Consider the following 22126-nt stretch of genomic DNA (forward strand, 5'->3'; position numbering starts at 1 on the left):
ACCGCCCGCGTGACCAAGAACGGAGAATGGGCCCGTGACAGAGAACGATGAGCCGCTGCCGCCCGATCTGCTCGCCGGGCGGCTGTCCGAGGTGTTCGCCGTCCTCGGCCCCCTCTACCGGCGGACGACCCGCGCGCTGGAGCTGAAGGAACGCAAGGAGGGGTTCCCCGTCGGCGTACGGGCCGTGCTGGAGCTGCTGCGCATGGGCGGACGCCCCATGACCGTGCCCCAGATGGGCCGGACGCTGGCGCTGAGCAGGCAGTTCGTGCAGCGCATGGTCAACGAGGCGGCCGGCCGGGACCTCGTCGAGGCCATCGCGAACCCGGCGCACCAGCGGTCCTCCCTGATCCGGCTGACCGACACCGGCCGGGCGACCATCGACGCACTGGTCGCCCGGGAGCGCGGGCTGCTGCGGCAGGCGGGCGGCGATCTGACGGGCGCCGACGTCGACGCCTGTGTACGGGTGCTGACGCATCTCCTCGGACTCTTCGAGGACGTGGACGTCAACTGAGGGCACCGGCCCCGTGCCCTCCCCGGGCCCCGGGTGCCACCGCCCCCTGGCCGGAACCGCCCCTCACGTAGATTGACCCCGTGCTCTCACGTCTCTCCCTCCTTTCGCGTCCCGTGGCCGTAGCCGTATGCGCCCTGCCCGTGGCGGGGCTGCTCGTCACGGTGGCGTTCGCGCCGTTGCCGTTCTCCGTGGCGCAGCCGGGGATGACGGCGAACGTGCTGGGCGAGAACAAGGGGGAGCCGGTGATCACGATCAGCGGCGCGGAGGCCCGGAGGACCAGCGGCCAGCTGCGGATGACGACGATCGAGGCGACGGGCCCGGACGCCCGTGTCGGACTCGGTGACGTGCTCGACGGCTGGTTCCGCACGGACCAGGCCGTCATGCCGCGCGACGCGGTCTACCCCAGCGGCGACACCACCGAGCAGATCCAGAAGCACAACCAGGCCGAGATGAAGGAGTCCCAGGACACGGCCACCGAGGCGGCGCTCGCCTACCTCGGCGAGGACTCCGGCGACATCGACGTCACCCTGCGGCTCGCCGATGTCGGCGGCCCCAGCGCGGGGCTGCTGTTCTCCCTCGGCATCGTCGACAAGCTCGACGGCGACGGCAGCGGGGGCGACCTCACGGGCGGCCGGGTCATCGCCGGCACGGGGACCATCGCCACCGACGGGCGGGTCGGTCCCGTCGGCGGGGTCGCGCTGAAGACCCAGGCGGCCCGCCGCGACGGTGCGACCGTCTTCCTCGTCCCCAGGGCCGAGTGCGCCGACGCGCAGAGCGAACTGCCCGAGGGGCTGCGGCTCATTCCCGTGACCACGCTGAAGGGCGCGGTCGGCTCGCTTGTGGCGCTGGAGACGGGCAAGGGCAAGGTCCCGAGCTGCTGACCGAGGGGCCGGCCCTCACCCGTTCCGCCCGGGTCCCTCCGTCACCGCCGGGTCCGGAGCCGTCCGGTGCGCCGCCTGCTCCACCAGCGGGATGATCCGCAGCGGGACGGCGTTCTCCATGACGATCGCCGTGGCCGCCCGGACGATGCCGTCGAAGCCGACGACCCGGTCGATCACCCGCTGCAGATCGGCGTTGGAACGGGCCACGAGCCGGCACAGCATGTCCCCGCTGCCGGTCGTCGTGTGCAGCTCCAGCACCTCCGGGACGGTCGCCAGATGGGCCCGTACGTCGGCGCCCTGCCCCTGTCTGATCTGCAGCGTCGCGAACGCCGTCACCGGGTAGCCGAGTGCTGCCGGGTCGACCTCGGGCCCGAAGCCGCGGATGACCCCGTTCGACTGGAGCCGGTCGAGCCGTGCCTGCACCGTGCCCCGCGCGACCCCCAGGCGCCGTGACATCTCCAGCACCCCGATCCGCGGCTCGCGCGCGAGCAGGACTATGAGCCGCCCGTCCAGATGATCGATCGCCATCGGCCCTCCCGGATGGTCACCCTGTACAGAACAAGCAGAGACCTGCCCTCTCTATTGAACAGATTGTCCAGCCAAAACGCGATGTGTTGCGCACCTTGTGGATACGGGAGGAGTCTGCGGCCATGGCAGCCACCTCCGCGCACACACAGCGCGTCCCCGACACCGCCCGGCAGGCAGACCCCTTCCCGGTCAAGGGAATGGACGCGGTCGTCTTCGCCGTGGGCAACGCCAAGCAGGCCGCTCACTTCTACTCCACCGCCTTCGGCATGCGTCTCGTCGCCTACGCCGGCCCCGAGACCGGCAGCCGCGAGACGGCGAGCTACGTCCTGGAGAACGGCTCGGCCCGCTTCGTCCTCACCTCGGTCGTGAAACCCACCACCCCCTGGGGCCACTTCCTCGCCGAGCACGTCGCCGAGCACGGGGACGGCGTCGTCGACCTCGCCATCGAGGTTCCGGACGCCCGCCGCGCGTACGCCTACGCCATCGAGCACGGCGCGCGTTCCGTCGCCGAGCCGTACGAGGTGAAGGACGAGCACGGCACGGTCGTGCTGGCCGCGATCGCCACCTACGGCACGACCCGGCACACCCTCGTGGACCGCTCCGGCTACGACGGCCCGTACCTCCCCGGCTACGTCGCCGCCGACCCCATCGTCGAGCCGCCCGCCCACCGCACCTTCCAGGCCATCGACCACTGCGTCGGCAACGTCGAACTCGGGCGCATGAACGAGTGGGTGGAGTTCTACAACCGGGTCATGGGCTTCACGAACATGAAGGAGTTCGTGGGCGACGACATCGCCACCGAGTACAGCGCGCTGATGTCGAAGGTCGTCGCGGACGGCACCCTGAAGGTCAAGTTCCCGATCAACGAGCCCGCCGTCGCCAAGAAGAAGTCACAGATCGACGAGTACCTGGAGTTCTACGGCGGTGCGGGCGTCCAGCACATCGCGCTCAACACCAACGACATCGTGCGGACCGTACGGACGATGCGGGCGGCCGGGGTCGAGTTCCTGAACACACCCGACTCGTACTACGACACGCTCGGGGAGTGGGTCGGCGACACCCGGGTCCCCGTCGACACCCTGCGCGAACTCAAGATCCTCGCGGACCGGGACGAGGACGGGTATCTGCTGCAGATCTTCACCAAGCCGGTCCAGGACCGGCCGACGGTCTTCTTCGAGATCATCGAGCGGCACGGGTCGATGGGCTTCGGGAAGGGCAACTTCAAGGCGCTGTTCGAGGCGATCGAGAGGGAGCAGGAGAAGCGCGGCAACTTGTGAGGGCGCGCGCCTCAGGGGTCGGGGGTTCGGGTGCGAACTCCCCGCCCCCTCACGCGAGACGCCCGCCCACCGAGACGTACGGGTTCAACCGCCGCGCCTCCGCCAGGTGCCGCCGCGCCGGTGCCTCCAGCCCCAGCGCCTGTTCGATCACCCCCCGGTGATGCGCGCGGACCGCACTGCGCACCTCGCCGCCCCGCGCCCGGTCCGTCGCCCGCCGCGCGAACACCAGGGCCTCCTCGTCCGCCCCGGCCCGGTGCAACGCCCACCCCAGCGCGTCGGCCACCCCGGTACTCGGCTGCCGCCCCCACTCCGCGCGGAGCACCCGCACCGCCACCTGGGGATTCCCGTGGTCCGCCTCCAGCGCGCCCAGGACCAGCGCCTCGTTCACCCCGGCCGCGGCGGACCGCGTCACCAGCGCACGCACCACGCCGTACTGTTCGCGCGCCTCCCTCGTCCGCCCCAGCGACTCGTACAGTTCGCCCAGCCGCAGCGCGACCCGCGCCGACGGCCGCCGCGACAGCGCCGCCCGGTAGGCGCGCACACCCTCCGCCGTGCGCCCCAGCGCGGCCAACGCCCGCCCCCGGCAGGCGTCGGCGTCCGGCTCGCCGCGCGCGCCCGCGCAGTACCGCAGCGACTCCTCCGCCTCCCCCCGCTCCCACGCCAGCTCGCCGGCCCGCGTCCACCAGAGGGCACCCGCGGCCGTCGGCCCCGCGGCCGTCGTCTCCGAGGCCGCCGCGTCCGAGAGCGCCGCCGCCGCGTCCTCGCGCGCCCCCCGGTCCCAGTAGACCTGCGCGGCCCGCGCCCGTGCCGCCGGCCCGGAGTGCGCGGCGAGCATCCGGTCCAGGGTCGCGCGGGCCGCCTTGTACCGGCCGAGCCCGTCGTACGCGTCGATGAGCAGCGCGTACGAGGTCCAGCGCGCCGGCGACACCCGAACGGCCTCCTCGCCCCAGCGTTTCGCCGCCCGGAAGTCGCGGCGGGCGTTCGCGAGGGCGGCCAGCCCTTCGAGGGCGGCCGTGTTCCCGGCGGGCCGCAGCCGCAGCGAGGTGCGCAGGGCCCGTTCGGCCTTCGGATAGTCGGCGACCCGGCCGGTCCGCCGGGCCCGCTCGGTGTACGCCACGCCGAGCACCGCCCACGAGGCGTCGTCACGCGGACGGGCGCGCACCCGGGCCTCGCGTTCCCGGACGGCCGCCGCGACCTCGGGCAGCGCGACGGGCATCCCGGCCACCATCGCCGCCCCCGTCCGCCGCGCCCCGGGCCCGGCCGCACCCACCACCCGGGTGGCCCGCGTGCCCCCGCTGCCGTCCCCGTCCGGCTCCACCCCCATCAGCACAGTCCCGAGCACCAGGCACCCGACGAGAGCCGCCGCCACTCCGCGTCCCCGCCCCGGCCCCCGTACCCATCCGCCGACCCGGCGCAGCGCCGCCCGCACCTCGTTCTCCACAGACATGCCGCTCACTGTGCGTCAATACGACGACCACATCCCGTACCCCGGAAGCCTCGCGTCGACGGGTTCACACCGATGGCCGTGGATGCGAACCTGTGATCATGAGCCGTATCGAAGCCCCGGCCGACGAGACGGCCGGCAACCTCGTCGACCGTCTGCGCAGCGGGCTGCCCACGGAGGCGGTCCTCGTCGATCCCGACGTGACGGCCTCGTACGCCAACGACATGGCGAGCTTCTGCGAGGCGGGGGTCCCGGCGGTCGTCGTGCTGCCCCGGACCGTCGAACAGGTCCAGCACGTCATGCGCGTCGCCACCGAACTGCGCGTACCGGTCGTCCCCCAGGGCGCCCGCACCGGTCTCTCCGGCGGAGCCAACGCCTCCGAGGGCTGTATCGCCCTGTCCCTCACCAGGATGGACCGGATCCTGGAGATCAACCCCGTCGACCGTATCGCCGTCGTCGAACCCGGCGTCGTCAACGCGACCCTCTCCCGCGCGGTCAACGAACACGGCCTCTCCTACCCGCCGGACCCGTCCAGCTGGGAGATGTGCACGATCGGCGGCAACATCGGCACGGCCTCCGGCGGCCTGTGCTGCGTGAAGTACGGGGTGACCGCCGAGTACGTCCTCGGCCTGGACGTCGTGCTCGCCGACGGCCGGCTGATGTCCACCGGCAGGCGCACCGCCAAGGGCGTCGCCGGCTACGACCTCACCCGCCTCTTCGTCGGCTCCGAGGGCTCGCTCGGCGTCGTCGTACGGGCGATCCTCGCCCTGAAGCCGCGGCCGCCGCAGCAGCTGGTGCTGGCGGCGGAGTTCGCGTCGGCCGCCGCCGCGTGCGACGCGGTGTGCCGGATCATGGCCGGCGGGCACGTCCCCTCGCTGCTCGAACTCATGGACCGTACGACGGTGAAGGCCGTCAACGACCTCGGGCACATGGGACTGCCGGAGACCACGGAGGCACTGCTCCTCGCCGCCTTCGACACCCCGGACCCGGCCGCCGACCTCGCCGCCGTCGGGGCGCTGTGCGAGGCCGCGGGCGCCACCCAGGTCGTCCCGGCGGACGACGCGGCCGAGTCCGAACTGCTGCTCCAGGCACGGCGGATGTCCCTCACCGCGCTGGAGGCGGTGAAGGGTACGACGATGATCGACGACGTGTGCGTGCCTCGCTCGAAGCTCGGCGAGCTGATCGAGGGCGTGGAGCGCGTCGCGGAGAAGTACGACCTCACCATCGGGGTCTGCGCGCACGCCGGCGACGGCAACACGCATCCCACCGTCTGCTTCGACGCGGCAGACCCCGACGAGTCCCGGCGCGCCCGCGAGTCCTTCGACGAGATCATGGCCCTCGGCCTGGAACTCGGCGGCACGATCACCGGCGAACACGGTGTGGGCATCCTCAAGAAGGAATGGCTGGCGCGGGAGCTCGGCCCGGTGGGGACGGAGATGCAGCGGGCGGTGAAGTCCGCCTTCGACCCCCTGGGCATCCTCAACCCGGGCAAGCTGTTCTGACCCGCGCGACCCGAGCCCCTTCCCGTACGACTCACCGGGCGAGGAGTTCCGCCAGGGCGTCGTCGATGCGCAGCATGTCGAACTCCGCACCCGGCGGCACCACCCGCAGGGTCCGCTCCAGCCAGGCCGACACGGCGGCGGCCGGGGCTTCGAGCAGCGCGTCCCCGTCCGGCGAGCTGAGCGCCATCAGGACGACGCTCCGGCCCGACACCTTCGTCGGCCAGACCCGCACGTCCCCGTGCCCGCACGGCCGGAACACCCCTTCCACCAGCAGCTCCCGTGCGAACGTCCAGTGCACCGGACGGTCGGAGTTGATGTGGAAGGTGATGTGGACCGCGTACGGGTCGTCGCTGCGGAAGCCGAGCTTGGCCGGTACGGGGAGGGTGCGCTCGGGTGACAGGACGAGTCCGAGTTCCAGCTCGCGCTCCACGACGGTGTGCCGCATGGTGATCGTTCCTCTCTCGTGGCGGGCCCTCGGCGCGGGCCCGTACGAGTGAGAGGGCTGAGGACCCCCGGGCATTACGCGGGTTCGCGAAACTTTTTCCGACGAGTCCGCCGACCGGCTCCCGGCGACCGGCGTCCCCGCCGGCCCGTACCAGATCCGTGCGTGAATGGGGCGGGTCCGGAGGCAGCGGTCATGGACCGGGCCGCCGTCTGGTAGATCTGGACGCCTCCACCCAACCCACGAGCAGATACGGGACGACGGACATGAGTGCCCCAACCCCGGCCCCCGGCGACGACAGGCCCCGCGAAGGGTATTACCCGGACCCGTCCATTCCTGGATACGTCCGGTACTGGAACGGCGCGGCCTGGGTGCCGGGTACGAGCCGTCCGGCTCCCTCCGACGGCAGGCCGATCGCCCCGCCGCCCGGCTCCGGTCCGTCCGGCGCCGTGGAGGAGACGGGCCCGCACTTCTTCGACGAGGACCCCGCGGCCGACGGCGAACAGGCCCGCCCGGCCTCCGACAACGCCCTGCACGGCTCCCGCCCCGAGCCCGCCTCCGCGTGGGGCGCCGACCGCTCCCGCCAGACCGGCTTCGGCGGCGACAAGGACCGCCGGGTGTCCTGGGGTTCGGCGTCCGTCCCGGACCCGCGCGACCCCCGGGTGCCCCTCGTCGCGGACGCGGGCGGCGGCCCCGCCGACGGCGCCGACCCCGGGCGTACGGCGAGCACGGACGGCACGGCGACGATCCCGCCGGCGGACGCCGGCGAGGACGCCGGGGCCACACCGGGCACGGTGGTGTTCCGGCGCCCCACCCCGTCCGGGCGTCCGCAGAGCGCCGAGAACGCGGAACCCCCGCGGTCCGACGGCACCATGACCTTCCGTCCTTCCTCCACGAGCCCGGGGCAGCCGGACGGGGGCGTGCCCCTGACCCCCGCCCAGGTCGCCGCCCAGCAGGCCCTCGGCCTCGCCCCGCAGCCCGCCGCTCCCGCGGCGTCCGGCCCGCAGCAGCAGTCGCAGCCTCCGCAGCAGGGCCCGCAGTCGGGCACCGCCCCGCAGGCGCCGGCGGCGGTGGCCCCGGCCGCCGCCCCGGTGGCTCCGGCCCCGCCGCAGGCGGAGCCGCCGCAGTCCCCGTTCGGCGGTGCCTTCCCGCAGCAGGCCCCGGCGACTTCACCGGCCGTACCCGATCCGCAGATCGCCCCGCCCCCGCCCGGCGTGCCCCAGCAGGCCGCCGTCGCTCCGCAGTCGCCCGACACTCCCATGGCCGTCGGGTTCGGTGGCGGGCAGCCCTCCTGGGCGCAGCAGGTGCACCGGCTGGCCGGGGGCGAGGCCGAGCAGCCGGTCGCGCCGTGGAAGCCGGTGGTGGAGGACCCGTTCCAGGCGGCGGCGCGGCGGCAGGCGGAGGCCAGGCCCGCGGGGCTCGGCAGACGGTTCGCCGCCCGGCTCGTGGACAGCGTCGTCGTCGGCAGCGTCACGGCGGTGGCCGCCGTGCCGTTCGGCACCAAGGCGATGGACCACATCGACGAGAAGATCGACGCGGCCAAACTCTCCGGCGAGCGGGTCACGGTCTGGCTGGTCGACGGCACGACCTCCGTCTACCTGGGCATCGTCCTCGGTGTCCTGTTCCTGGTCAGCGCCCTCTACGAGGTGCTGCCCACCGCCAGGTGGGGCCGCACCCTCGGCAAGAAGCTGCTCGGCCTCGACGTCCGGGACATCGAGGGCCACGAACCCCCGTCGTTCGGGCGCTCCCTGCGCCGCTGGCTCGTCCACACCGTCTCCGGGCTCCTCGGCATCGGCGTGATCGGGGTCCTGTGGTGCGTGTGGGACAAGCCGTGGCGCCAGTGCTGGCACGACAAGGCGGCGCACACCTTCGTGGCGGGCGGGTAGCGGGGCAGGCGCGGCCCGGCCGGGGCCGCCCGCGCGCCGGGTACGTGGACCCGTACCCCGTACGGCCCCGTGCCGGATGCGGAGTCCGGGAGTTCGGGGTCGACTCGGGCCATGAGTAGCGAACCGCCGCCCTTCGGCTCCGGTCAGTCCCCGGACGACGACCGGTTCAGGAAGCAGCCGCCCCCGCCGCACCAGGGCGGCGGCTCCCCGTACGACCCGCCGCCCCAGCAGCCGCCGCCGGGAAGCGGACAGGAGCCCCCGTACGGAAAGCAACCGCCCCCGTACGGGAGTCAGCCCCCGCCCTACGGCGGGGACCCCTACGGAGGCGGGCAGTACCCCAACGATCCGCTCGTGGGAATGCCGCCGCTCGCCGACAGCGGGAAGCGGGTGCTGGCGCGGATCATCGACATGATCCTGGTGGGGATCGTGGTCTGGCTGCTGGCGTGGGCGTTCAGGATCAGCCAGTACACGGTGGACTCGGACGACTTCGAGTTCGGCAAGTCCCTGGCCCAGGAGGCGCTCGCGGCCGTCCTCTACATCGCGTACGACACGTTCTTCACCGTCAGGAACGGCCAGACCCTCGGCAAGAAGCTGCTGAAGCTGCGGGTGGCCGACCTCAACGACGGCTCCACGCCCTCCACGCAGACCTCGCTGATCCGCGCGGCCGTGCTGTGGATCCCCTTCGCCTTCTGCTGCGCCTGCATCTGGACGGCGATCGCGGGCGGCTGGAGCTTCTTCGACAAGCCGTACAAGCAGGGTCTGCACGACAAGGCGGCCAAGACCGTGGTGGTCAGCACCGCTTGAGCACCCGGTCCGCGGCGACGGCGGGACCGCGCGCACACGGGCCCGCCGCAACGTTTCAGCGCACTGTCACCGCGTGCCGGTTCAGGAACCCGTCGGCTCGTGCACCGGCTCCCGCACCGCTTCGGCCCGCGCGGCCGCGGGGACCGGCGCGGGCGCGGCGGTCGCACGGCCGCGGCGCACCGCGGTACCGGGCACCGGCTGCTTGGACACCGGCACGGTCAGGGAGACGAGCAGGCCCAGGCCCAGGGCGGCCACGGCGATCACCGCGATGCCCGTGCCGGAACTCGTCTGGGACAGCAGCAGCATGGCGAGGGTGGACAAGATCACGGTGCAGGAACCGTAGGCGAGCTGTGCGGTCGTCGGACGAGGCATGGCAATCGTGTCCTCGGGTGGAGTCTCCCCGTGCCTCTCACGATGATGGGGAGGGTGCGGATACGAATCAAAGGTGAAGCAGGCTGCCGACTTGGCTTTCACCGACTTCCGGCGCTCCGCCAATCGACTCTATTCGCCAGGGTGCCCGAGTGGAACGACAGGTAAGCGTGACCTGACACACGGCGCCGGGTGCACAGGGGGCGCACGGGTTCATGGCGTCCGGCAAGTGGACGCATATGCGCGCCTGTTCGAGAGGTGTCTGAGTGCTGCACGTAACGGACGCATAACGAACAAGCGCTTCCCGTAGACGCCGATAATGCAATTGACCTGTCCAAGTCAAGATCTGTTTTTTCAGTCGAAACTCCGGTCGAATGGCGTCACTTGACTACACGCGTATACCGCGCGCGGACTCCTCCACCCAGGACCATCCTTCTCCGCGCGAAACGGACGCGGGGGAGGACCTCAAGTGACCAGTAGACCCTGGACGTCCAGAGCTGCGGCCATCGGTGTCGCGGTCGCCACGGCGGCGGCGACCCTGTCGGCCTTCACGGTGGCGCAGGCCGCCGACGGCGCACCGGCCGCGGCTGTGGACCGGCACGACCCGGCGGACCACGAGCACGCCGGCGAGCACGACCTCGACGGACCCCTGAGCAAAACTCGGGAGGCCCAGCGCGAGGAGGCCCTGCAGCAGGTCATATCCGGCGACGCCACGGTCAAGGACCGGGACGGCTCGCAGGTCGTGAAGCTGGACAGCAAGAAGGGCAAGAGCAAGTACGTCGAGCTCGGCCGCGAGAAGACCGACAAGATCTTCACGATCCTCGTCGAGTTCGGCGACCAGGTCGACAGCCGCTACGGCGGCACGCCCGGCCCGCTGCACAACACCATCGCCGAGCCGGACCGGGCCAAGGACAACTCCACGGCCTGGCGGGCGGACTACGACCAGAAGTACTTCCAGGACCTCTACTTCGGCACCGGCAAGAACGACGAGTCGGTGAAGAAGTACTACGAGAAGCAGTCCTCGGGCCGCTACTCGGTCGAGGGTGAAGTCTCCGACTGGGTCAAGGTCCCGTACAACGAGGCCCGCTACGGCAACAACAAGTGCGGGCAGACCAACTGCTCCAGCGTGTGGAACGTGGTCAGCGACGGTCTCACGTCCTGGGTCGCCCAGCAGAAGGCAGCGGGGCGCACCGACGCGGAGATCAAGGCCGACGTCGCCGAGTTCGACCAGTGGGACCGCTACGACTTCGACGGCGACGGCGACTTCAACGAGCCCGACGGCTACATCGACCACTTCCAGGTCGTGCACGCCGGTGAGGACGAGTCCGCCGGCGGCGGCGCGCAGGGCACGGACGCCATCTGGGCCCACCGCTGGTACGCGTTCGGCACCGACGCGGGCGCGACCGGCCCGGCCGGCAACAAGCTCGGCGGCGCCAAGATCGGTGACACCGGCATCTGGGTCGGCGACTACACCGTCCAGCCGGAGAACGGCGGCCTCGGGGTCTACGCCCACGAGTACGGCCACGACCTCGGTCTGCCGGACCACTACGACACCGCCGGCGGCGACAACTCCACCGGCTTCTGGACGCTGATGTCGGCCGGTTCGTGGCTCGGCACCGGCAAGGACGCCATCGGCGACCTGCCCGGCGACATGACCGCCTGGGACAAGCTGCAGCTCGGCTGGCTGGACTACGACACGGCGAAGGCGGCGACGAAGTCGCGTCACAAGCTGGGGGTCGCGGAGTACAACTCCAAGGACAAGCAGGCCCTCGTGGTCGAGCTGCCGAAGAAGGAGGTCTCCACCGAGATCGTCGTTCCGGCGCAGGGCTCGACCCAGTGGTGGAGCGGCAGCGGTGACAACCTCTCCAACACGCTGACCCGTTCCGTGGACCTCACGGGCAAGTCCTCGGCCGCGCTCACCCTCGACGGCTGGTACGACATCGAGGCCGAGTTCGACTACCTCTACACCGAGGTGTCGACCGACGGCGGCGCCAACTGGACCGCCGTCGACGGCACGGTGGACGGCGCGGCGATCCCGCGCGACGCCAGCGGCAAGCCCGCGCTGACCGGCTCCTCCGCCGCGTACAAGAAGCTGTCGTACTCCCTGAACGCCTATGCGGGCAAGAAGTTCGACCTCCGCTTCCGCTACCAGACGGACGGCGGCGTGGCCCCGAAGGGCTTCGCGGCCGACTCCATCGCGCTGACCGCCGACGGTTCCGTCCTCTTCTCGGACAACGCGGAGAGCGCGGACGCGGCCTGGACCGCCAAGGGCTTCTCCCGCGTGGGCGCGTCGATCACGGACGACTACGCGCAGTACTACATCGCCGAGAACCGTCAGTACGTGTCGTACGACGAGACCCTGAAGGTCGGCCCGTACAACTTCGGCTTCTCGACCACGCGTCCGGACTGGGTGGAGCACTTCCCGTACCAGAACGGTCTGTTGATCTGGAAGTGGGACACCTCGCAGGCGGACAACAACACCAGCGTCCACCCGGGCGCGGGTCTGGTCCTGCCGGTCGACTCGCACCCGGCGGCGCTGAAGTGGGCCGACGGCACGGTGATGCGCAGCCGGATCCAGGCGTACGACTCCCCGTTCAGCCTCTACCGCACGGACGGTCTGAAGCTGCACAAGGCCGACGTCCTGACGACCATCCCGTCGTCCGCGGGTGTGTCCGTGTTCAACGACCGGACCAACACCTACTACGACGCGGCCACCCCGCTGGCCGGTGTCAAGATCACTGACACCAACACCAAGATCGAGATCGTCAAGGAGGCCGAGGACGGCTCCACGATGTCGGTCAAGGTCGGCCCCGCGGTGAAGTAGATCGCGTTTTCGCAGGTCAGAGTGCGTCCGGCCGTGACCCCCTTGGCGGGTCGCGGCCGGACGTGTTTAGGTGCGTGGTGTGACTTCCTTATTGACACCGACACGCACGGGGGTGGGACCTGCATGGCCGCAGGAGGTTTCTGCAAACTGCCGGACGGCAATGTCGTCGTCGCCCTGAACCTGTCCGGGGCGGCGGCACCGGGTACGACCTGGGTGCCGCAGGACGACGGTTCCGTACGGGTGCTCGTCCTGGCCGCGAACCGCGCCAGGGCCCTGACCCGGCTCCGGAACCTGGGCATGCGAGCGGTCTACCTCCGCGGCAACGCGGCGCCCCCGACCCCGGACGAGATCACGGCCGTACTGCACCATCCCGACGGCCTGATATGGCGTACCTCACAGGTCTGCCCGGCCGCCACGGCCCCGGAGCTGTGGCACCCGATCAGAGCGCTGCTGCGGAGGCCCACGGTGCCCGTGTGACCCGGGCGGTGACCCCCGGGGCTCACACCACCGGCTTGCCCGACAGCTCCACGCCCGCCTCCCGCAGCTCCTCCAGGGCTCGCTCCGTCGTCTCCTCGGCCACCCCGGCGGTCAGGTCCAGCAGCACCTGGGTGCGGAAGCCCTCCCGGGTGGCGTCCAGGGCGGTGGCCCTGACGCAGTGGTCCGTGGCGATGCCGACGACGTCGACCTCGGTGATGTCGCGGGCGCGCAGCCAGTCCGCGAGGGTCACGCCGTTCTCGTCGGCGCCCTCGAAGCCGCTGTACGCCGCGGAGTATGCCCCCTTGTCGAAGACGGCGTCGACAGCGCCGGAGGCGATCACGGGGGCGAAGTTCGGATGGAACCCGACCCCCTCCGTCCCGGCGACACAGTGGGCGGGCCAGGAGTGGACGTAGTCGGGGTTGTCGGAGAAGTGGCCACCGGGAGCGATGTGGTGGTCACGGGTGGCCACCACGTGCTGGTAGCCCGGGCCGGCCGCCTGGCCGATCAGCTCGGTGACGGCGGCGGCCACATCGGCACCACCGGCCACCGCGAGGCTGCCTCCCTCGCAGAAGTCGTTCTGTACATCGACGACGATCAAGGCGCGGCGCATGGTGTCGGTGTCCTTAGACTCTTCGGTGCTTCGGGGTGGGTGGGATCGGCCGGGCTGGGGACTACGAACCTCCGAGCCTAGAGACTCCGGGGGCCGTTCGGGAGGGGGCATCCGGCGCTCGCCCGGTGCGCGGACCGGAGCACGCACCGGTCAAGCGGGCGCTCGGGGGCTCGGGGGAGAGCGCGCCGGACAGATTCACTCCGGCCTACCCCCCAGCGTGCGCCCGCCCGAGGCTCAGACGTACTCCGTCGGGAGAACCGCTTCCCCGCGCGACAGCTGCGTCGCCGACAGCGGCAGGTTCGACCGGGCGGCCACGTGCCGCGCGCGTACGACGTCCAGGGGCTCCCGGGAGAGCACCTGGCCGTCCTTGACCAGCCGGACGAGCAGCTCGCGTTCCCGCAGCTCCTCGGGGACCGGCCCGGTGCCGATGACCTCGGCCTCCGCCACGCCGTGCTCGTCCAGCCGCCGGGCCGCCCACTTGCGGCCCCCGAGGGACGTCTTCCCGCCGCTGGACTTCTTCGCCACCGGCACCAGCGGGGCCGCGGGGTCCGCGGACTCGGCCCTCGCGACGAGTTTGTAGACCATCGAGCAGGTGGGGTGACCGGAGCCGGTCACCAGCTGCGTCCCGACGCCGTACGCGTCCACGGGCGCCGCCGCCAGCGAGGCGATGGCGTACTCGTCGAGATCCGAGGTCACGATGATCCGGGTGTCCCGCGCGCCCAGCTCGTCCAGCTGCTGGCGCACCCGGTGGGCGACGAGGAGCAGATCACCGGAGTCGATGCGCACGGCACCCAGCTCGGGCCCGGCGATCTCCACGGCGGTCCGGACGGCCTCGGCGACGTCGTACGTGTCGACGAGCAGCGTGGTGTTCCGGCCGAGCGAGTCCACCTGGGCCTGGAAGGCGTCACGCTCGCGGTCGTGCAGGAGGGTGAAGGCGTGGGCGCTGGTGCCGACCGTCGGGATGCCGTAGCGGAAGCCGGCGGCCAGGTCCGAGGTGGAGGTGAAACCGCCGATGTACGCGGCGCGCGAGGCGGCCACCGCCGCCAGCTCGTGCGTGCGCCGGGCGCCCATCTCGATCAGCGGGCGCTCCCCGGCGGCGCTGGACATCCGGGAGGCGGCGGCCGCGATCGCCGAGTCGTGGTTGAGGATGGAGAGGATCACGGTCTCCAGCAGGACGCACTCGGCGAAGGTGCCCTCGACCCGCATGACCGGCGAGCCCGGGAAGTACACCTCGCCCTCCTGGTACCCCCACACGTCTCCGGAGAAGCGGTAGCCGGCGAGCCAGTCGAGGGTCTCCGCGTTCACGATGGAGTGTTCGCGCAGGAAGCCGAGGACGGCCGGGTCGAAACGGAAGTTCTCGACCGCGTCCAGCACCCGTCCGGTGCCGGCCACCACGCCGTACCTGCGTCCCTCGGGCAGCCGCCGGGTGAAGACCTCGAACACCGAACGCCGCTCGGCCGTACCCGCTTTCAGGGCGGCCTGCAGCATCGTGAGTTCGTACTGGTCCGTGAAGAGCGCGGTCGAGGGGACGTCGACCGGCAAACCGAGGTCCGCTGTGTTCATGGCAAGAGATCGTACTCCCATTTCGTCAGTCTGACGATTTCTGGATGGCCGTTTCCCGTGTGCCCTGGTCGGAGGGCCGCATTTGTGCGGGCACCCCCCTGTGGTGGCAGCATGGGCGGTGTGACGGCAGCCGTTCCCATGGAGATCGAGAAGACCGAGTCGGCGGAGGAGACCTTCGCCGTACCCGAACCGGACGTGCCGTGGCTCACGATCGTCCACAACGACCCGGTGAACCTCATGAGCTACGTGACGTACGTCTTCCAGGCCTACTTCGGGTACTCGAAGGAGAAGGCCAACAAACTGATGCTCGACGTCCACCACAAGGGCCGCGCGGTCGTCTCCAGCGGATCACGCGAGGAGATGGAACGCGACGTACAGGCCATGCACGGCTACGGCCTGTGGGCCACCCTCCAGCAGGACCGGAAGTAGCGACGCACCTGATGCCTGGACAATTCGAAGCGCTCCCCGGCGGCGGCGCGGCCGTCGCGCTCGACGAGGTCGAGATCTCCATCATCCGCTCGCTGGCGGTCCAGCTCCTGGAGCTGATCGGCCCCGGCCCCGCCGAGGACGCCGACGACGACCCGCTCGCCGAACTCTTCGCCGAGGGCCCGAGCGAGCCGCCCAAGGACCCCGTCCTGCAGCGGCTCTTCCCGGACGCCTACAGCGACCCCGAGGGCACCCCGACGGCCCGGGAGGCGGAGGAGCAGCGGGCGTACTCCTCGGAGTTCCGCCGTTTCACCGAGAACGATCTGCGGGCCGGCAAGCGCGAGAAGGCCCTCGCGGTGATCCACTCCCTGGACGCGCTGGCCGCGGCCGGGGAGGGCGGGGCCGTGCTGAAGCTGTCCGCGGAGGACTCCCGGCAGTGGCTCGGCTGTCTCAACGACCTGCGGCTCGCCATCGGCTCCCGGCTGGACGTCGTCGACGAGGAGGACACCGACCTCCTCTATCGCCTCCCGGACGAGGACCCGCGCAAGCCGATGGTGATGGCGTACCTGTGGCTGGGCGGCCTCCAGGACTCGCTCGTCACGACGCTCATGCCCTGAGGGTGCCGCTGTTCTGACCTCCCGCGAGGTCTCGGGAGGTCCCGGGAGGTCCCGGAGGTTCCGGGGCCTCTCCATGCCCGCCGCACGGGCGTTCCACGTCTTCTCCACGGACGCTCAGCGTTCGCTCAGAGGACACTCAAATCCGGATAACGATCGCGTCACCACGCCCGCGAGGGATGCCCTCGCGGGTGTTCTTTGTCCGCTTCTCCCTGTGTTGTGCGCCACAGAACATTCGGTGGATCAAGACTGCGACCGTGATAGATCTGCACGATCGCTCGACGGACGACACCCATGTCCGCTCGGGTGCGCCACCGGCCGACGACCGTCGGCCAGGCACGAGCGGGCTCGGCGGTTGAGCCCGCTCAGCTCCATCACATCCGGGGGGATCGGAACCCGATCCGGGGCCGACGAACGGCCCGGATCGGCCCAGCGTGGAGAAAGGCGCACAACACATGACCTCCGCTCAGGTCAACAAGAACGGCGACGAAGCCGTGCGCGGCGACGCACCCGAAGAGGGGTACGAGCGCGGGCTCGGCAGCCGTCAGGTCCAGATGATCGCGATCGGCGGCGCCATCGGCGTCGGCCTCTTCCTGGGAGCCGGGGCGAACATCGCCAAGGCCGGACCCAGCCTGATCTTCATGTACGCCCTCGCCGGCGTCATCATCTTCTTCATCATGCGAGCGCTCGGCGAGCTGCTCCTGTACCGCCCGGTCTCCGGTTCCTTCGCGGAGTACTCCCGCGAGTTCCTCGGCCCGTTCTTCGGCTACTTCACCGGCTGGACGTACTGGCTGATGTGGGTCGTCACCGGCATGGCCGAACTCACGGCCGCCGCGATCTACGTCAACTACTGGTGGCCGGAGATCCCGCGGTGGGTGACCGCTCTGGTCTTCCTGGTGGTCCTCTTCGGCGCCAACCTGATCTCCGTGAAGCTCTTCGGCGAGATCGAGTTCTGGTTCTCGATGGTCAAGGTCACCGCCCTGCTCGGCATGATCGTGATCGGCCTCGGCGTCCTCACCTTCGGCTTCAGCGCCGCCGGTGACACGGCCGCCGTCTCCAACCTGTGGGCCTTCGACGGCTTCTTCCCCAAGGGCGTCGGCTCGTCCCTGATGACCCTCCAGGGCGTGATGTTCGCCTACCTCGCCGTCGAACTGGTCGGTGTCACGGCCGGTGAGTCGGAGAACCCCGAGAAGACCCTCCCCAAGGCCATCAACACCCTGCCCTGGCGGATCGCGCTCTTCTACGTCGGTGCCCTCACCGTCATCCTGTGCGTGGTGAAGTGGACCGAGTTCGCGCCCGGCGTGAGCCCCTTCGTCGCGGCCTTCGCCAAGATCGGCATCCCGGCGGGTGCCGCCATCGTCAACTTCGTGGTGCTGACGGCGGCCCTGTCCTCCTGCAACTCGGGCATGTACTCCACCGGCCGCATGCTGCGCACCCTCGCGGACAACGGCGAGGCCCCGCGCGTCTTCAGCAAGCTGTCGTCGACGAAGACCCCGGCGTTCGGCATCACCGTCTCCGTGCTCTTCATGGGCATCGGTGTGATCCTGAACTACATCGTCCCGGAGAAGGCCTTCGGCTACGTCGTCTCCGTCGCCACCGCCGCCGGCATCTGGACCTGGCTGATGATCCTGATCAGCCACGTCCTGTACCGCCGAGCCGTGGACGCCGGCCGCCTGCCCGTCTCGTCCTTCCCGGCCCCCGGCGGCGCGAAGTGCAGCTGGGTCGCCATCGTCTTCCTGCTCTTCGTCACCGGCCTCATCGCCTACGACGCCGACTCCCGCGTCTGCCTCTACGTGATGGCGGGCTGGGCGGCGGCCCTGGGCGTCGGCTGGGCCGTGCTCAAGAGCCGCAACCCCGAGGTCACCGAGCGCCGCGACACGGAGTTCGAGAAGGTCGGCTGACCGGACCACGCCAGGGTCCGCGAGGCCCTGGTCCCGGCATGTGGGCTGTTCCGTACCACCCCCCGGTACGGAACAGCCCTTCTGCTTATCCTGGCGACCATGCTGACCATCACCCAGGACCTCGTCGACCAGATCGTCGCCCACGCGCGCAAGGACCACCCCGACGAGGCGTGCGGCGTCGTCGCCGGACCGGCGGGCTCGGACCGCCCGGAGCGGTTCATCCCGATGCTGAACGCGGCCATGTCGCCCACGTTCTACGAGTTCGACTCCGGCGACCTGCTCAAGCTCTACCGCGAGATGGACGACCGCGACGAGGAACCGGTGGTCATCTACCACTCCCACACCGCCACCGAGGCCCATCCGTCCCGCACCGACATCTCCTACGCCAACGAGCCCGGCGCCCACTACGTCCTCGTCTCGACCGCCGACACCGACGGTCTCGGCGAGTTCCAGTTCCGCTCGTTCCGGATCGTCGAGGGCGAGGTGACCGAGGAGGAGGTGCGGATCGTGGCGGCGTACTGACCGACGGCGCAGGAAGTTCGCGGCTACGGTGTTCGTACGCACGCGCACGCACGTACGCCCACAACTGCCCGCCACGGAGACGGTCTTGACTCGACAGACGCGACGGCTGCCCGGCCGGCGCCCCACGCTCGACGACGTCGCACGCGGCTCGGGGGTGTCCAAGTCCACCGTGTCACGGGTGATCAACGGCGAGGACAAGGTGCGCGCGGCGGTCGTCGAACGGGTCCGGGAGGTCATCGCCGAACTGGGCTACGTGCCGAACTCCGCCGCCCGCCAGCTGGTCACCCGCCGCAACAACGCCATCGCCGTCGTCGCGAGCCAGCCGCAGAACCGCCTCTTCATCGACCCCTTCTTCGACCTGCACCTGCGGGGCATCCGCAAGGAGCTGGTCGCCCACGGCGCCCAGCCCGTCCTCCTCTTCCTGGAGGAGCCCGAGGAGTATCCGCGCGTCGGCGACTTCCTGGGCGGCGGCCACGTCGACGGCGCCCTGCTGTTCTCCCTGCGGGCCGACGACCCGCTGCCCGGCATGATCGACCGGCTCGGCCTGCCCGCCGTCTTCGGCGGCCGGCCGATGCTCCGCGACGGTGAACCCGTCCACGACCGCGTGTACGTCGACGCCGACAACCGGGGCGGTGCCCGCGAGGCCGTCCGCCATCTGCTCGCGCTGGGCCGGGAACGCGTCGCGACGATCACCGGGCCGGTCGAGCGGGAGGCGTCCGCCTTCGACCGCCTGGACGGCTACCAAGACCTCCTGCCGGACGCGCCGCCCGAGATGATCGAACACTCCGACTACACGCGGCAGGGTGGTGTCACCGCCATGACCGCGCTCCTGGAACGCTGCCCCGACCTGGACGCCGTCTTCGTCGCCTCCGACCTGATGGCCTCCGGCGCGCTCCAGGTGCTGCGCGAGCGCGGACGCCGGGTGCCGGACGACGTGGCCGTCGTCGGCTTCGACGACCTCACGCCCATCGCCGAGCACACCGACCCGCCGCTCACCACCGTTCACCAGGACATCGAGGGCATGGGCCGGCTGATGGCCCGGCTGCTGTTCAGCCACACGGAGGACCTGGCGGGCGCGGGGGAGCGGGGGGCGGGAAGCCCTCCGACCTCGGTGGTCACCCCCACGCGGCTGGTCCTCCGGCAGTCGGCCTGACCTCGTGTCCGAGAGGTGCGGGGCCCTCGGTCTCATTCTCCGGCCCGAATCCGTCCGGCATGTGGGATCACATTCCGGGACCCGGACCGGGAATCGATACGATGAGCCCATGGTTCTTGACGACGTGAGCGAGAAGACGCCGGGCGCACTGCTCGTGGCGCGGCTGCACGTCGACCTGTGCAGGCTCGCCAGCGCCATCTGTTGACGCCGATCCCTGCCGCCGTACGGCCGTGAGCCGCGGCGCCCTCACCTGTGTGACCACGCACTTCGCGCTGCCGCGCGCCACCGACCACCACTCCCGACAGGAGCCGCACACCATGGCCATCGAGGTCCGCATCCCCACCATCCTCCGCCAGTACACCGACGGTCAGAAGGCGGTGGAGGGAGCCGGTGCCACCCTCGCCGACCTGTTCACCGACCTGGAGAGCCGCCACACGGGCATCCACGCGCGCATCGTGGACGGCGGTGAGCTGCGCCGCTTCGTCAACGTCTACCTGAACGACGAGGACGTCCGGTTCCTGGATGGCATCAACACCAAGCTCTCCGACGGTGACAACGTGACGATCCTGCCGGCTGTGGCCGGCGGCATGGCCTGATCACCCATGCGCTACGACTCCCCGCTGGCCGCGGTGGGCAACACCCCTCTGGTGTGCCTGCCGCGGCTGTCGCCGTCCGCCGACGTCCGCATCTGGGCGAAGCTGGAGGACCGCAATCCGACGGGTTCGGTCAAGGACCGGCCCGCCCTGCACATGATCGAGCAGGCGGAGAAGGACGGACGTCTGACGCCGGGCTGCACGATCCTGGAGCCCACCTCGGGCAACACGGGCATCTCCCTGGCCATGGCGGCGAAGCTCAAGGGCTACCGCATGGTCTGCGTCATGCCCGAGAACACCTCCCAGGAGCGGCGTGAGCTGCTCGCCATGTGGGGCGCCGAGATCATCCCGTCCCCGGCGGCGGGAGGCTCCAACACGGCCGTGCGCGTGGCCAAGGAGCTGTCCGCCGAGCATCCCGACTGGGTGATGCTCTATCAGTACGGCAACCCGGACAACGCGGGCGCCCACTACGCGACGACCGGTCCGGAGATCCTCGCGGACCTGCCCTCCGTCACGCACTTCGTCGCGGGCCTCGGCACCACCGGGACCCTGATGGGCGTGGGCCGCTTCCTGCGCGAACAGAAGCCGGACGTCAAGATCGTCGCCGCCGAGCCGCGCTACGACGACCTCGTCTACGGTCTGCGCAACCTCGACGAGGGGTTCGTGCCGGAGCTGTACGACGCGTCCGTGCTGACCACCCGGTTCTCCGTCGGTTCGGCCGACGCGGTGACCCGCACGCGTGAGCTGCTGCAACAGGAGGGGATCTTCGCGGGCGTCTCCACGGGGGCCGCGCTGCACGCGGCGATCGGGGTCGGGAACAAGGCGGTGAAGTCCGGCGAGCCGGCCGACATCGTGTTCGTCGTCGCCGACGGCGGCTGGAAGTACCTGTCGACGGGTGTCTACACGGCGGCGACGACGGAAGAGGCGATCGAGACGTTGCAGGGGCAGCTCTGGGCGTAGGCGCGTAGGCGCGCGGCGGGGCGTTGGCCGGGTGGGGGCCGGGGGCGTTCGTCGGGTGCGGGTCGGGTGTCGGTGGGGTGCGGGTGTCGGGTGCGGGTCCGGTGGGGCTTCTCGCGCAGTTCCCCGCGCCCCTGAGAAGCAGGGGCCGCGCCCCGTGCTTTTCGGGCCCGCAGGGCCGTGGGGGAACTGCGTGATCGGGCCCCGCTCACCCGCAGGTGAACAACCGGCCGCTCCTCACTTCGACAGATGGCGGACCTGGGCCCACAGGGCCGGGTCCGCCTCGCTCGCCTTGCGGCGGAAGTCGCGCAACCGCACCTCCCGCAGCTCGCCCGTCTCCAGGTAGCTGGGACGGCCCCGGGCGTCACCGACCGCGCCCGGGGGCAGCGGGATCACGCCGGGCCGTTCGGCACGGTACCGGCTGGTGATCTTGGCGACGCGGGCGCGGCCCCCGCGCACGGCCAGCACGAGACACGGCCTGTCCTTCTCCCCGGGCCCGTCCTCGAAGGGCACGCTCGCCCACCAGATCTCGGCGGGCCGGGGTCTCGGCACCGGCCCGCGCACCCGCTCGGGGCGCCCCGGCGGCCGCGTCCGCCCACCTCGGCGCGGCGGTCGCCGCGAACGTCCCCACCCGTCGACCACCGCGGCGAGCAGGGCCAGCACCACGACCACCGCGAGCGCCGGCCACCATGACGTGTCCATAGCGACGACGGTACCGGCGCGCACCACGCAACACCCGCCCCGGCGCGCACTCCCGCGCTCATGGACACCGCCTCACCCCTGCCCACGCCCGCCCCAACGGCCCTATGACCAGCCGAACCGGTGACACCACAGGTGAGTTC

The 22126-nt window shown here is 71.2% G+C and carries 23 protein-coding genes; 16 read left to right on the forward strand and 7 right to left on the reverse strand.

Features of this window, described 5'->3' with window-relative positions; all coding sequences use genetic code 11:
• Positions 1-34: 34 nt before the first annotated feature.
• Together ACZ6BB_RS06465 and ACZ6BB_RS06470 are read left to right on the forward strand one after the other, a co-directional pair.
• Entirely contained in the window at positions 35-511 is a 477-nt protein-coding gene (locus tag ACZ6BB_RS06465; protein ID WP_471614199.1) for a MarR family winged helix-turn-helix transcriptional regulator, read from the forward strand.
• A gap of 80 nt (positions 512-591) precedes the next feature.
• A complete protein-coding gene (locus tag ACZ6BB_RS06470) occupies positions 592-1392 on the forward strand; it encodes a S16 family serine protease (protein ID WP_471614200.1) in 801 nt (266 codons plus the stop codon).
• A gap of 15 nt (positions 1393-1407) precedes the next feature.
• Here the strand turns inward: ACZ6BB_RS06470 and ACZ6BB_RS06475 are convergent, their stop codons facing one another.
• The gene (locus tag ACZ6BB_RS06475) at positions 1408-1920 is read right to left on the reverse strand and encodes an Lrp/AsnC family transcriptional regulator (RefSeq protein WP_471614201.1); all 513 of its coding nucleotides are present in this window, start codon (positions 1918-1920) and stop codon (positions 1408-1410) included.
• Positions 1921-2042: 122 nt separating this feature from the next.
• On the opposite strand from ACZ6BB_RS06475, the gene hppD reads away from it, so the two are divergent.
• A complete protein-coding gene (hppD, locus tag ACZ6BB_RS06480) occupies positions 2043-3197 on the forward strand; it encodes a 4-hydroxyphenylpyruvate dioxygenase (RefSeq protein ID WP_471614202.1) in 1155 nt (384 codons plus the stop codon).
• Between the two features lie 49 nt (positions 3198-3246).
• On the opposite strand, the gene ACZ6BB_RS06485 is transcribed toward hppD, so the two are convergent.
• The gene (locus ACZ6BB_RS06485) at positions 3247-4644 is read right to left on the reverse strand and encodes a tetratricopeptide repeat protein (RefSeq protein ID WP_471614203.1); all 1398 of its coding nucleotides are present in this window, start codon (positions 4642-4644) and stop codon (positions 3247-3249) included.
• Between the two features lie 92 nt (positions 4645-4736).
• Between ACZ6BB_RS06485 and ACZ6BB_RS06490 the strand changes: the two genes are divergently transcribed.
• On the forward strand, positions 4737-6143 hold the full coding sequence (locus tag ACZ6BB_RS06490; RefSeq protein WP_471614204.1) for an FAD-binding oxidoreductase: 1407 nt from the start codon (positions 4737-4739) through the stop codon (positions 6141-6143).
• A gap of 31 nt (positions 6144-6174) precedes the next feature.
• Here ACZ6BB_RS06490 and ACZ6BB_RS06495 read toward each other — a convergent pair whose 3' ends face one another.
• The gene (locus ACZ6BB_RS06495) at positions 6175-6588 is read right to left on the reverse strand and encodes an SsgA family sporulation/cell division regulator (protein WP_471614205.1); all 414 of its coding nucleotides are present in this window, start codon (positions 6586-6588) and stop codon (positions 6175-6177) included.
• Positions 6589-6851: 263 nt separating this feature from the next.
• Between ACZ6BB_RS06495 and ACZ6BB_RS06500 the strand changes: the two genes are divergently transcribed.
• A complete protein-coding gene (locus ACZ6BB_RS06500; protein ID WP_471614206.1) occupies positions 6852-8471 on the forward strand; it encodes an RDD family protein in 1620 nt (539 codons plus the stop codon).
• Positions 8472-8582: 111 nt separating this feature from the next.
• Positions 8583-9275: an RDD family protein gene (locus ACZ6BB_RS06505; RefSeq protein WP_471614207.1), complete on the forward strand. Its 693-nt coding sequence runs from the start codon at positions 8583-8585 to the stop codon at positions 9273-9275.
• An 81-nt stretch (positions 9276-9356) separates the two neighbouring features.
• Here ACZ6BB_RS06505 and ACZ6BB_RS06510 read toward each other — a convergent pair whose 3' ends face one another.
• Positions 9357-9647: a hypothetical protein gene (locus ACZ6BB_RS06510; RefSeq protein WP_471614208.1), complete on the reverse strand. Its 291-nt coding sequence runs from the start codon at positions 9645-9647 to the stop codon at positions 9357-9359.
• A 466-nt stretch (positions 9648-10113) separates the two neighbouring features.
• Here ACZ6BB_RS06510 and ACZ6BB_RS06515 point away from each other — a divergent pair, with 466 nt between their 5' ends.
• Positions 10114-12468, forward strand: a complete 2355-nt coding sequence (locus ACZ6BB_RS06515) for an immune inhibitor A domain-containing protein (protein ID WP_471614209.1) — start codon at positions 10114-10116, stop codon at positions 12466-12468.
• A gap of 123 nt (positions 12469-12591) precedes the next feature.
• The gene (locus tag ACZ6BB_RS06520; RefSeq protein WP_471614210.1) at positions 12592-12945 is read left to right on the forward strand and encodes a hypothetical protein; all 354 of its coding nucleotides are present in this window, start codon (positions 12592-12594) and stop codon (positions 12943-12945) included.
• Positions 12946-12967: 22 nt separating this feature from the next.
• Here the strand turns inward: ACZ6BB_RS06520 and ACZ6BB_RS06525 are convergent, their stop codons facing one another.
• Together ACZ6BB_RS06525 and ACZ6BB_RS06530 are read right to left on the reverse strand one after the other, a co-directional pair.
• Positions 12968-13555: an isochorismatase family protein gene (locus tag ACZ6BB_RS06525; protein WP_471614211.1), complete on the reverse strand. Its 588-nt coding sequence runs from the start codon at positions 13553-13555 to the stop codon at positions 12968-12970.
• Between the two features lie 234 nt (positions 13556-13789).
• Positions 13790-15118 (reverse strand): nicotinate phosphoribosyltransferase, encoded by a 1329-nt coding sequence (locus ACZ6BB_RS06530; RefSeq protein ID WP_471614212.1) that lies wholly within the window; start codon positions 15116-15118, stop codon positions 13790-13792.
• 111 nt (positions 15119-15229) lie between these two features.
• On the opposite strand from ACZ6BB_RS06530, the gene clpS reads away from it, so the two are divergent.
• From clpS to ACZ6BB_RS06570, 8 genes are all read left to right on the forward strand, one after another.
• Positions 15230-15547 (forward strand): ATP-dependent Clp protease adapter ClpS, encoded by a 318-nt coding sequence (gene clpS, locus ACZ6BB_RS06535; RefSeq protein WP_013003244.1) that lies wholly within the window; start codon positions 15230-15232, stop codon positions 15545-15547.
• Positions 15548-15558: 11 nt separating this feature from the next.
• On the forward strand, positions 15559-16161 hold the full coding sequence (locus tag ACZ6BB_RS06540; protein WP_471614213.1) for a DUF2017 domain-containing protein: 603 nt from the start codon (positions 15559-15561) through the stop codon (positions 16159-16161).
• A gap of 452 nt (positions 16162-16613) precedes the next feature.
• Positions 16614-18059, forward strand: coding sequence for an amino acid permease (locus ACZ6BB_RS06545; protein ID WP_471614214.1), 1446 nt, complete (start codon positions 16614-16616; stop codon positions 18057-18059).
• A gap of 99 nt (positions 18060-18158) precedes the next feature.
• Positions 18159-18581: a M67 family metallopeptidase gene (locus ACZ6BB_RS06550; RefSeq protein ID WP_471614215.1), complete on the forward strand. Its 423-nt coding sequence runs from the start codon at positions 18159-18161 to the stop codon at positions 18579-18581.
• An 85-nt stretch (positions 18582-18666) separates the two neighbouring features.
• Positions 18667-19734, forward strand: coding sequence for a LacI family DNA-binding transcriptional regulator (locus ACZ6BB_RS06555; protein ID WP_471614216.1), 1068 nt, complete (start codon positions 18667-18669; stop codon positions 19732-19734).
• A 109-nt stretch (positions 19735-19843) separates the two neighbouring features.
• Positions 19844-19939, forward strand: a complete 96-nt coding sequence (locus ACZ6BB_RS06560) for a putative leader peptide (protein ID WP_309474684.1) — start codon at positions 19844-19846, stop codon at positions 19937-19939.
• A 112-nt stretch (positions 19940-20051) separates the two neighbouring features.
• Positions 20052-20330, forward strand: coding sequence for a MoaD/ThiS family protein (locus ACZ6BB_RS06565; protein ID WP_351415199.1), 279 nt, complete (start codon positions 20052-20054; stop codon positions 20328-20330).
• A 6-nt stretch (positions 20331-20336) separates the two neighbouring features.
• Positions 20337-21287, forward strand: a complete 951-nt coding sequence (locus ACZ6BB_RS06570) for a PLP-dependent cysteine synthase family protein (RefSeq protein ID WP_471614217.1) — start codon at positions 20337-20339, stop codon at positions 21285-21287.
• A 234-nt stretch (positions 21288-21521) separates the two neighbouring features.
• On the opposite strand, the gene ACZ6BB_RS06575 is transcribed toward ACZ6BB_RS06570, so the two are convergent.
• Positions 21522-21986 (reverse strand): type II toxin-antitoxin system PemK/MazF family toxin, encoded by a 465-nt coding sequence (locus ACZ6BB_RS06575; protein ID WP_471614218.1) that lies wholly within the window; start codon positions 21984-21986, stop codon positions 21522-21524.
• Positions 21987-22126 lie beyond the last annotated feature (140 nt).

The organism is Streptomyces sp. NPDC041108, assembly GCF_055592645.1.